Source organism: Chryseobacterium sp. FR048 (assembly GCF_056844665.1).
Genome location: NZ_JBXDSE010000003.1, coordinates 17827 through 30235, shown reverse-complemented (window position 1 = coordinate 30235; position 12409 = coordinate 17827). Strand labels below are relative to the sequence as shown.

General features: G+C 35.8%; 9 protein-coding genes. 8 read left to right on the top strand and 1 reads right to left on the bottom strand.

Annotation, left to right across the window (positions count from 1 at the left end; all coding sequences use genetic code 11):
* Positions 1-51: 51 nt before the first annotated feature.
* The 8 genes from AC106K_RS09395 to AC106K_RS09360 all read left to right on the top strand — a co-directional run bounded on the left by AC106K_RS09395 (position 52) and on the right by AC106K_RS09360 (position 11441).
* On the top strand, positions 52-525 hold the full coding sequence (locus AC106K_RS09395) for a T9SS type A sorting domain-containing protein (RefSeq protein ID WP_482444801.1): 474 nt from the start codon (positions 52-54) through the stop codon (positions 523-525).
* Positions 526-530: 5 nt separating this feature from the next.
* A complete protein-coding gene (locus AC106K_RS09390) occupies positions 531-7112 on the top strand; it encodes an FG-GAP-like repeat-containing protein (protein ID WP_482444799.1) in 6582 nt (2193 codons plus the stop codon).
* Positions 7112-7429 carry a hypothetical protein gene (locus AC106K_RS09385; protein WP_482444797.1) on the top strand — a complete coding sequence of 106 codons (318 nt, stop codon included), beginning with the start codon at positions 7112-7114 and terminating at the stop codon, positions 7427-7429. Before AC106K_RS09390 ends, AC106K_RS09385 begins: the two co-directional genes overlap by 1 nt.
* 125 nt (positions 7430-7554) lie before the next feature.
* Complete coding sequence (locus AC106K_RS09380) at positions 7555-8313, top strand: hypothetical protein (RefSeq protein WP_482444795.1); 759 nt, start codon at positions 7555-7557, stop codon at positions 8311-8313.
* Positions 8295-8726 (top strand): hypothetical protein, encoded by a 432-nt coding sequence (locus AC106K_RS09375; RefSeq protein ID WP_482444793.1) that lies wholly within the window; start codon positions 8295-8297, stop codon positions 8724-8726. Before AC106K_RS09380 ends, AC106K_RS09375 begins: the two co-directional genes overlap by 19 nt.
* A gap of 280 nt (positions 8727-9006) precedes the next feature.
* Complete coding sequence (locus AC106K_RS09370; RefSeq protein ID WP_482444791.1) at positions 9007-9573, top strand: Crp/Fnr family transcriptional regulator; 567 nt, start codon at positions 9007-9009, stop codon at positions 9571-9573.
* Between the two features lie 273 nt (positions 9574-9846).
* Positions 9847-10866, top strand: a complete 1020-nt coding sequence (locus tag AC106K_RS09365) for a saccharopine dehydrogenase family protein (RefSeq protein ID WP_482444789.1) — start codon at positions 9847-9849, stop codon at positions 10864-10866.
* Positions 10863-11441 carry an NAD(P)H-dependent oxidoreductase gene (locus tag AC106K_RS09360; RefSeq protein WP_482444787.1) on the top strand — a complete coding sequence of 193 codons (579 nt, stop codon included), beginning with the start codon at positions 10863-10865 and terminating at the stop codon, positions 11439-11441. The genes AC106K_RS09365 and AC106K_RS09360 overlap by 4 nt, the downstream gene beginning before the upstream one ends.
* A gap of 302 nt (positions 11442-11743) precedes the next feature.
* Here AC106K_RS09360 and AC106K_RS09355 read toward each other — a convergent pair whose 3' ends face one another.
* The gene (locus tag AC106K_RS09355; RefSeq protein WP_482444785.1) at positions 11744-12379 is read right to left on the bottom strand and encodes a LysE family translocator; all 636 of its coding nucleotides are present in this window, start codon (positions 12377-12379) and stop codon (positions 11744-11746) included.
* Positions 12380-12409 lie beyond the last annotated feature (30 nt).

The window sequence follows — 12409 nt, the reverse complement described above, 5'->3', positions numbered from 1 at the left end:
TGATTGAGGAATTGGAAATAATGTTTATATTCACATTAAAATTACACAATAATGAAAAAAAATTATCTAAGTGCATTACTTATATGCACTTCTATGGGGATCTCCTATGCCCAGGTAACCGAGGTTTACTTTAAATACGACGAAGCAGGCAATCAGCGGTATCGGGGTCCTGATACCAACGCCAGACAGACGTCGGAAACTTTATCAAAAGTTGATTCTAAAACCACATCTGCAACCTTATCACAAGCAATGGATGAAAAGTCATTCTGGAAACAGATCCGTCTTTATCCTGTTCCTGTGAATGATGTATTAACCATCGATTGGACAGATGAAGTAGATGGACTTATTGAATCAGTCTCATTATACCAGCACAGCACGGTACATTGGAAATTTCAGCAGCAAAATATGCCTAACCTTAATAAGCAGGTCAAAATTAATATGACCGACTACCAGTGGGGCGTATATGTGATCAGGTTTACCCTGAAAGACGGACGGATCTTCAGTAAAAACATCACTAAAAGGTAATAACTATGAAATACTATAATACGAAAATAAAGCTATTATCTTCATTGATCATGGCCTGTATTTCTATGATGGGGATTTCACAAACAACCCCTGTTCAGAAATTTCATGATACCAAAGGGAATATTGAAGTAACCCAGGCGGGACAGCTTCAATACACAATGACGATAGACACCCCTCCCGGAGTTCAAAAAACAGCACCTAATATCAGTTTAGTATATGTAAGCGGTGCAAGCAATGGCCTTGCAGGGTATGGTTGGAATATTTCCGGGATAACTGCCATCTCAAGGGTTGGAAAGAATCTTGAAAAGGACGGGATCTCAAAAGGAGTACAACTCGACTATTCTGACTATTACAGTTTTGGCGGCCAAAGGTTAATTCTAAAATCAGGAGAGTATGGTAAGGATGGTGCAGAATATGTGACAGAGAAATATTCTAATGTTAAAATTAAATCTATAGGTACCCTTTCAGGGCAGGCATGGCAAGGACCTGAATATTGGGAGGTTACTTCTCCTGATGGATCGCAGGCCTGGTATGGTGCTATAGCTTCAGGAAACAGCACAGCGAGAAGCCCCATTGACTATAATATTGTCAAATCAAAAGATGTAAATGGGAATTATATTAGTTATAATTATACTTCTGAGGGTAATGTTTCAGTAATTAGTTCCATTGAATGGGGAGGCAATGAAACCCAAAATACCCCTCATTTTAATAAAATTGAATTTGTATTTACAGCAAGGCCAAAATCAGAAATGGCCTATGTAAAAGGGATTGAGTTTTCACAATCAAAATTACTTGAATCAATAGTTGTTACTGCATCTGGCAAACAATACAAAAAGTATAATGTTTCCTATAAAAAAGATGTACAACAAACATCTTATAGGTATCTAAATAAAATTGTTGTATTAAACAGTAATAATGAGGAAGCAAACCCCGTTGTTTTCACTTATGAACCTTCAGGGCTAAGTGATAGTATACCTGCTCAATTAGGCACTGCGTTAAAACCTAATCCAGATAATGATGTAGTAGGAGATTTTGATGGTGATGGCAATCTGGATTTATTAAGGTATCATTCAACAGTATCGTCAAAAATACCACAACCCGGAATATATCTTTATAAAGATTTTTATTCTATGGCATATGATACCTGGACTCCAATATTTGTAGGCAATTCTTTGCAAGGATTAAAAGACGCCACTGCAATTAACTTTAAAAAAGATCACCTTATCCATAATCGCCAAGGATTTGTTATAAAAAAATCGTTTTACAATCCTTCGACTGCTAAAGCAGATCTTGAGCTTTCTTTTTATAGCATTACAGAAAACAATCAATTAAACCTTGATTTTAAAAAATGGATCAATAACACAGATTATGATTGGACCGGTAGTATTTCAACGGTTGGTAAACTTAATGTTATTGACCTTAATGGGGATGGTTTACATGAATTGATTTTACCCGTAAGTCGTCTTACTTGTCCTCCGGTAAATGATTCTGATCCAAATGGGCGGCCACCTGGTTGTAGAGATACTAAGACCTACTATCTAATTGATCCTGATCAATCTCTGCAAGATGGACAGTGGTTTTATTCAATTATACTCGATTATGAGCTTTTAAATACCATTCGGAATGTATTTGATACGCATAAAATAGGCGATTTTAATGGAGATGGTGTTACTGATCTTTTAAAAATAAATGATAATAAAAAGCCCTATTTACTTACCTTTTTCAAAAATGATCAGGGTCAATATGAGGCTGATACCGCACCGTTTTTCAATCCAGGAATTATTGAAACTATAGATGGCCTTTGGGAAAAAGCTGTGGTTGGAGACTTTAATGGGGACGGATTAAGTGATATTATGATCCCACAAGCAAACAACTCTACATTTTGGAATAAGTATACATCAACAGGAAAAGGGTTCAAAAAAGAAAGTGTAGAATTTAGAAAGCCTGACGAACGAGCAGTGTATGTGAATGGTCCAAATTTTAGCATATATAATCCTCGAAATTTTGTTGCCTATGATATTAACAATGATGGAAAAACAGAATTAATAGCTCTTAAATCAGTCAGATATTATAGCGCCAGTCCTACGAATAATAATAATACCGCAAAATATACCACGACGAGTGAAATACAAACTGCTTTTTATTCAATTACTGGAGGTTATGGTACGATGGAAAACATATACTCCAATGGAGCTTATCTTCAAGCAGATCAATATGATCTTTATCTTAACAGTAGTGATATTAGTTCAGAAACAGCGCCTAATTTTAGAGACCTGATGGGGTTGTCTGGTGATCAATGGACAGGAGGAATGCTTAGAAAAGTTGTTATGGGTTCCGCAGTTGGATTCGGTAGCGATGTTGGTGATTTGCAGCGTATTGTATCACATCCGTATTATGATATTGCAAAGGAAGGAAGAATAAAAAGCATATTCCAGGGAGGAATTATTACGGATATTACCTATAAAAAGTTGGATAAAAAAGAAAACCCGGGATTATACGATAAAGTGACAACCCCCAATTTCCCGTACGTTGAAATTAATCAATCAGTGGGAATGTATGTGGTTTCGGGAATGGCTCAAACCATTACTGCTGACAATAAATTGAAACAGGATTTTCTTTACAGGGGACTTACAGCCAATATATTAGGGAGAGGAATGGTAGGCTTCAGAAAAACAGCCCGAAGCTCATGGTATGCCGATGGTTATGAAAACACAAAAATCTGGTCAGCTGTGGAGACTGATCCTACTAATGATGGAGTTCCAATTAAAGAATGGAGTATCAGGACTAATGATGGAACAAAAGTATTCCCTACTGATCTTTCTGAAAACAATACAAACTTATTAAGCTTTAAGTCTACTACCTACAAGATCGATAAGCTTATCAACGGTCAGGTTGTAACCAATATCCCGGATGCCGATAAAGCTAAAGTAGTAACTGCTATTGTCCCTACAACCACCAGAACTAAGGATTTTTTAACGGGTGTTGTTTCAGAGAATAGTATTATCTATGGTGAGTATTACCTACCATCTGCCTCAACTACATCCATCAACGGAAATTTTGGACGGTCTGCCAAAAAAATTGTCTATACCCATAATCCTTCCGGGCAAGGAAAAGATTATTATATCGGGCGCATTACTAGTAATATTAACGAGGAAAATGCGTATTCTGACACACAAAAAATAACAGAATCATATACTTACGAAAACAATCGTATTAAGACAATTACTAAAATTGCAGGAAATGATACCAATAGGGCTGTAACCGATGAATTTACCTATGATGGATTCGGAAATGTTATACAAAAAGTAACCAATACGGCTTATGACACAAGCAAACAGACTGAAAAAAATGAATTTGATGCAAAAGGTAGATTCGTTGTTAAAAAAACAGATAATTTAGGGTTGGAAGCTCTGTTTACTTATAACGATTGGGGACAGGTATTATCGCAGAAAGATACATTTGATAATACCCTCACTCATACCTATGACAATTGGGGGAAACTTATAAGCTCAACCTCCAATTTAGAAGGAACCACTACCTATGCTTACGAGAGGGATAGTAATTCAAATGTAACGGTTACCAGGAATGAGCCTGATGGTAATATCTCAAAGGTGTTTACCAATAAGTTTGGGAAGGAATATAAAACATCTGTAAAAGCTTTTGGACAGGGGCAGTTTATTTCCAAAGAAATGCTTTATGATGTTTTAGGCAGAAAGATTAAAGAATCCGAACCTTATTTTGAAGGGCAGACTGCATCCCAGTGGAATATGATCACTTATGATGATACAACATATCCTCAATCAAAAGTAATGGCCACTGCATTCAATGGTAAGAAAACAGAGACGACCCTATCAGGGTTGACAACTACGGTGAAGGAGCTGAGCGGATATGGTAGAACCACTTCCAAAACAGCAGATGCTTTAGGAAATATAATCTCTTCAACGGATAAAGGAGGTACAATACAATTTTCTTACAATGCTGCAGGAAAACAAATTCAGGCAAAATATGCTGAAAATAGTGTTACCACAAAATATGATGTCTGGGGTAGAAAAACAGAGTTTAATGATCCTTCCAATGGTCTTTACAAATATGAATATAATGGGTTAGGGCAAACGAGCAAAGTAATCAGTCCAAAAGGGTTTAAAGAATATACATACAATAGCCTGGGACAGCTGGTTGCTCAAAAAGAATATTCTACCATAGACAGTGGACAGACAACTAATAAGACTATTACCTTTACCTACAATAGTAAGGGACAGCTTATAGAAAAGTCAGGTCTCATAAAGGGACAGCCTTTCGGAATTGTATTAACCTATGATCCTAAAGGAAGATTATTATCTTCAACTGAAAATAGTAATGGGAAAACTTATATTCAAAAAGGGATCATCTATGATGACAAAGACAGAATTCTATCTTACGAAAAGGAATTACGGTCTTCAGGCATTATCACTAAAGTTAGTGTAGAAAATATCTACAGCTCATGGAGCGGAGAACTTTACCAGATGAAGGACAAAACTTCTGGAAAAATCCTTTGGGAATTACAGCAAACCAATGCCAAAGGACAGATGTTACAAGGTAAGCTGGGTGCTGCGAATATCAATAATACATACGATGCTAATGGTTTTTTAACAGGTGTAAACCATTATTCTCAGGTAAGCCCAGACATTTTGCGTATATCCTATTCTTTTGATGCGGTTAGAAACGAACTGAATTTTAGAAAGACCACTGGCGATATTAAAATTGAAGAGTACTTTAATTATGATGATAACAACCGCCTTATTAACTGGACCAATCCACTTACAGGAATTAAGCCATTGGCAAATAGAAATGTATATGATATAAAAGGCAGGATTAAAGAAAATGATCAGGTGGGAACCATGAAATATGAAAATTCAGCTAAAATCTATCAACCTACCGGAATGATCTTAAATGCGGATGGAGTACAAAATTACAATAATGATCTGATCCAAAGCATTGTTTATAATGAGAATAACGATCCAACCCTGATTAGTGGTGAAAAATCCCGTGTCTTTTTGGAGTATGGATTGGGCAATATGCGCCAGCGTGTGAATATTGAAAAGTTTAAAAATGGAACATCTTCTGAATCAAAATCAGGAAAAAATGAAATCTGGGATCCTGATGCTTCACAATGGAAAACAGCCTTCACAAAGTATTATAATGAAGACGGAAGCTTTGAAGTAAATGTAGATCAAAACACGGGGCTTCAAAAGCATATTCTTTATATTGGAGGCTCACCTTATGAATCTAATATTGTATATTTGAGAGACTTTGGTCAGGCAAATGGTTCGTATAAATTTCTTCATAAAGACTATATAGGAAGCGTTCTGGCCATTAGTGATGAGGCAGGGAATAAGCTGGAACAAAGACATTATGATGCTTGGGGCAACTTTACCCATCTTAAACTGGGGAACGATGCTGCGATTACCGATAAATCATTAATTGCCGGAGCTTCACTGCTTATTGACAGAGGCTATACGAGCCACGAGCATTTCATGGAGGTAGGAATCATTCACATGAATGGCAGATTGTATGATCCGCTACTGAGAAGGTTTTTGAATGCAGACGAAAATATCCAGGACCCTACCAATACCCAAAACTACAATAAGTACGGGTATGTGATGAATAATCCGATGATGTACAATGATCCTAGCGGGGAATATTTACAATGGATTATTGGAGCTCTTGTAGGGGGCTATTTAAATGGCGTAGCTGCTAATAATGGTAATTGGAATCCTGTAAAATGGGACTGGCAAAGGACTTGGGGAGCAGTAGTTGGAGGTGCAATAGGTGGCGCTGCTATTTCCGGCACATTAGGAAATATTGCCAGTAATACAGGGGCGATTAAAAATTTCTTGCCAGGATTGGTATCAGGAGGATTGAACTCAGCATTTAATGGAGGAAATTTCTTAGGAGGAGCTATTGGAGGATTATCCTATAACACGAATGTATTTACAAATAGAGTCACTTCTACAGATGGTATCAATGCTGGATATAAATATATTATCTCTCCTGATTATAATGATGATACTGGATTGAATCATGCCGTAAATGATAAGGATAGTTGGCTGGATAATGAAAAAGATCCTCCATATAGAAAACTTTCAGCATCGGAGGCCAGAAAACGTTGGCAAGCAAGACAAGGAGGAATTGTAGATGTTGATGTTTCAACAATTGATTGGTCTAATGTAGATTTAAGTGAACCAGGAAATAAACCAGGAACTTATAGAGCTTTATTTGATTCAAAACATTATACAAATTCTAATCAAGCAATGATACAAGGAACAGTAACGTTTGAACCTGTTAAAGGAAAACCTGGTTATTATCAGATTGCATATGATGGAGAAACGCGTTGTAGATGTGAAAGATTTGATTTTGATATTAAAAATAATGAATGGACTAAAGGACGAGGCTTTGTGCGAAATATAGGAGCAATAGGAGGAACTGTTTTTAATGGATTATCTTTTCCTGCTGGACCACGAGGAATGTTAATGGTAAATATTCCAAGATTTGTAGGGGGAGCCCCTTTTACAATAAGATATAATGGAACCTTTAAAATAGGCAAATAATGAAAAGTGTAATTTATTTTTTGATTCTTCTTTTGTCTCTAGTTTCTTGTGAAAATGAGGACGGAATAAAAAAGAATTTAGAGGAATATAGTTGGTCGTTTTTTGAGAGAAATAAAATAGATAGAACTAAGTATAAAAAGTATTACTTTAAAACAGTAAATAATAAATCTGGCTATACACAATATACAATTTTATACTATCAAAAAATCAATAAAAATGACTCAATAACAATTTATTTTACTAGAGATAGTGAAGCGAGTTATTTCATTGAGGGGAATGATAATTTTTACAAATACATAAAAAAACCAGAACATTAAGTTCTGGTTCTTTACATATTCCCAAAGCTGGTATATCTTTGATTATGTCCTCAAAAAGGATGTGAGTTCTTTTTACGTATGAGGCTTTTGGTGGTGATTTTTGGTAGGAAACTGCTATTTCTGAAGTGTTTGGGAATATTGCCAGTAATGCAGGGGCGATTAAAAGCTTCTTGCCAGGATTGGTATCAGGAGGATTGAACTCAGCATTTAATGGAGGAAATTTCTTGGGTGGAGCAATTGCCGGAATGTCATATTCAGGTAATTTGTTTACGAATAAAGTGACTTCCACCGATGGAATTAATGCTGGTTACAAATACATCATCTCTCCGGATTATAATGATTCAGGAAATGGATTTAATGATTTCGGACAAAACGATCCAGCAGCTTTTTGGTTTTTTGATAAAAAAGGCGAAGAGCTGTTAAATCATTGGCTTGGAGGATCTGGAAAAAATTTGAGTTTCATATATGATAAAGGTTGGAGTGATTATATGAAAAGTAATGGGATTTTACTAGAGAGACTACAAAGAATAGCACGTTCAAGAAGTTATTTGATGAATTCAGAAGGGAAAACTAAATATTCTGAAACTTCGGGAAATTTTCATTTTGAAATTGATGATGGATATAATACTGGATATAAAATGTTGCATGGAACCAATTATTTAAGTTATATAGCGAACGGAAGATATGATAAATCAAGTGATTCATATATATTTAAATTCAATTTGAAATGGACAGATCACATAAACCATAATAGCAATATCTTAATGGATAGGGCCTTCAATAGCTTTACAAGAGCGTTTGCCCATCCTGCCGATTATTGGATAACAATTAAATGGACGCAAACAATAATAATAAAAAATAAAGAATGGGAAAGATTACACTAATTATAACATTATTTTTGCTTATAAGTTGTGACAAGAATTCTAATTTTATAAGAGATAATAATGATAAAAAGTCAGGTGTGTTTGTTAAAAGAAATACATTTATAAATTCGCCAGGATTATATTATTTTAGAGATATTGATATAGTAGTAAAAGAATTTAAAGAAGGTACAATTGTCTATGGTCTTTTTGATCTTCACAGTAAATTATTATACCAGCGAAATATCAATGCTTCAATAAGCAATCATATGAAGTGGACTATCTATATTGATAATCAAGGTCAAATATGGTTCTATAATGCAGATTATCAAGAAACCAACGTATTTGTTGTAGAGGGGGAAAAGAGTACTTTTATCAAAGATAAAAATAAGCTCCCACCAATCCCCATAGAACTTTCCAAATTTATAAAAGAGTAAACACAGAGGCTACCTAGAAAGGTCAGCCTCTTTCTTAAAAAATAAAATTCTGAAAATACTCTTTCATACTTTGGGAAATTCTATAGCCGGATCATCTATTTTTGGAGCATTAGGAAATATTACCAGTAATACAGGCGCAATTAAAAACTTCCTGCCAGGAATGGTATCTGGAGGATTGTAAACTTCCCTAAAAATGTATTCCTTCTTTGTTTGATTCGTAAATAATCTATAAATATTTGGTTATTTTCGCCATGTTGAATGAGTCCCCATTAAATGTAATATGATACAGAATTATTTTCAAAGTTTCAATCTGTTTTCCAAAGATGAAATTAAAGAATTTCTAAACCTTTTTGAGTTCAGAAAGGTCAGTAAAAATGAATATTTCATTCATGAAGGCGAGCCGTGTAAGGAAGTAGCTTTTATACAATCTGGTATTTTTCGTTCTTTTTATATTTCAGAGGATGGGAAAGATATGACGTATTGTTTCAGATTCCCCAATACTATGATTGCTGCCTATTCCTCATTTATTTCAGGTAATCTCAGTAAAGAAAATATGCAGGCCATTACTGACGCAGAACTGTTGATCCTTAAAAAAGAAACTGTAGATGAATGGATACAGGATAATCTTAACTGGACGAAATTTCTAAAGTCTATTGCCGAGCAGGAATATATGGAACTTGAGACCAGATTTTTCCAGCTTCAAAGAGACAGTGCTGCCCAACGCTATTCAACATTGCTGACCAATCACCCTGATTATATTCAGAATATCCCGCTGCAGTATCTGGCGTCTTATCTGGGCATTACACAAAGGCATCTCAGCCGGATCAGAAAAGAGATTACTTTGTAAAAATCCTGCTCAGACTAAAATTTAAAAATTCTTTTTCAGATTACAGGTGCATGAACTTTTCTTTCGCCATTGCATTGATTTGTGCATTCTAAGACATCTACAAATTATAAAATTTTGCACTTTTCCCTGTCATTTTATTCGTGCATTCGTGGCAAAAAAAGACCAGTACGATTGTCCTGTTTAAGAGCACTTCAGGCCTGTTGATAGGTTTTCTTTTTAGACATTTGTCCTGTTTTTAGAGGAGACGGTTCTATAATTTTGTCAAAAAAACATATGGAACACAATATTCTGATTATAGGAGGAAATGGATTAGTAGGTAAAACAATTGCCCGCATTCTGAAAGCAAGAAACCCTCAACTCAATATTTTTATCGGCGGACGCAAAGGAGGAAAAACAGCAAATGACCTGAAAGTTGATGTTACAGATCCCGCTACTTTTAAAATCATTACCGAGAAGAGGATCAATCTGATCATTCTTTCGGTGAATGATAAAACCGATCACATTCTTCAGTTTGCTATAACCAATCATGTGGATTATCTGGATATTACCAAGCCGACACCTGATCTGGTAAAAGCTTATGACATTGCTGAGAAAAGAGAGATCAACAGCCGGATTGTATTCAGTTCCGGATGGATGGGGGGAATAGTACCCGGATTGGCCAATACGCTTTCAACTGACGATATTCAGGGAGTGAAGCTTTTTGTATATTATTCTGTTAAAGATTTGGCAGGAGAAAGCTCAGCTCACTTTATGGCAGAAAATGTAGCCGTTCCTTTTCATGACTATAAAAATGATAAGCCTGATAAGATCAGACATTTTCTGGATACGGAACCTTTTGATTTTTCCTTCGGAATTGGAAAGAGAAAGGCTTATAATTTTGATGTTCCCGATTTGTATATCTTAAACCGTGTGGAGAGAGTTCCCAATGTAAGCGTCAAAATGACTTATAATTCTAAGTTTATCACCTGGCTGTTGGGGAGTTTCCAATCACTCAGAATTTTTAATATTTTGTCTTTAAAAGAAAGGCGAATGATTTTCGGATCAAGTGGGAATGGAGATCAGTCTGTCTTCGAAATTGTAGTAAAAGATAAAACCGGGCAGAAAAAACTAAGTCTTCAGAGTACCAAAGGGCAGGCGGAACTTACGGCACTATCAGCAGTTCTGCACACAGAAGAGCTATTGAGAAATCCTCATGACAATAAAGTGTATTTTAGTCATCAGCTTCATGAGCCTTTATCATTATTGGCACAGCTTGATGCTTATGAAACCATTAATATCCATGTGACCCAATGAAAAAAATAGCCATTATCAACGGCCATCCCAATAAAGATTCCTTCAATTTTGGAGTTGCAGCTGCTTATAAAGAAGGAGCCGCAGAATCGGGAGCGGAAATCAAAGAAATTGTCATTGCTAACCTGAATTTCAATCCGAATCTACAGTTTGGTTATCAAAAAAGAATGGAGCTTGAGCCGGATCTGTTAAATGCCTGGGACATTATCCGGTGGGCAGACCATCTGGTTTGGGTACATCCTGTGTGGTGGGGTGGCTTTCCTGCTCTCATGAAAGGCTTTATAGATCGGCTTTTTCTACCTGGATTTGCTTATAAATACAGAGAAAATTCTGTATGGTGGGACAAACTTCTGAAAGGGAAAACCGCTCATATTATAACAACCCTTGACCAGCCAGGATGGTATTATCGGCTTATGTATGGAAGACCAAGTGTCAATCAGTTGAAAAGATCAACTCTGGAGTTTTGTGGAATAAAGCCGGTAAAGGTTACCTATATTGGGATTGTCAGAGATTCTAAAGAAGACCAGCGAAGAAAATGGCTCGGAAAAGTAAAAGAATTGGGAAGAAGATTAAAATGAAAGAACAGATCTTATCGATTCGGAAAAATACGGACGGGTCAGATTACGTATTTGTACTGATGGAGATTCGGATCTTTAATCTGAAATTTGCATCAGTACTGTAATGTATTTCACAGTTCAAGTTTTTATATGAATATACATCAAAATTCGGAACCGTATTTTTCTGTTCCGAATTTTAATTAAACCTTTATAGAAGAAGAAAAGAAAGGCCTTATTATTAAAAATTCCATATTCCCTGAACAGCATCTGATGATATACAGTATGCTGTTTTTTATCAATATATAGGAAATCCTGAAATCGTATTATTTGGCTTTTGAGACTGCCATTTTTAAGGCTAAATAAGTCAGTATACTGGCCATAAACCATTTCTGAACCTTTATCCAGGCAGGATTATTGGAAAAAAATGTGGCTACTTTCGCCGCAGTAAGTACAATCAGAAAATTGACACTAAAGCTTATCAGAATCTGAACAACTCCAAGTTCCAGACTTTGGGTGAATACAGAACCATATTCCGGTTTAATGAACTGTGGAAAAAAAGAAAGGTAGAAAACAGCAACTTTGGGATTTAGTACATTGGTCAGAAATCCAACGGTAAAAAGCTTTTTTGGGCTGTCATGAGGAACATTCTTATCTACCTCAAAGATATTCTTACTTTTCGGTTTAATAGCCTGATAGGCCAGATATAAAAGATAGACGGTTCCTATTGTTTTGAGAATACCATAGGCAAACGGAACAGCCAGCAAGACTGCCGTCAATCCGAAAGATACCATTACAATATGGAATAAAAATCCGCAGACTACTCCGATCAAAGAAATAAAACCGGACTTTTTCCCCTGTGTTATCGATTTCGAAATCAGGTAGATCATGTTAGGTCCCGGGCTGATCACTAAGATAAGCGCTGCCAGAATAAAGAATGAGAGATCTTGAAGTGGAATCATTGATTTTAATGCAAATGTCTTATTTCTTAC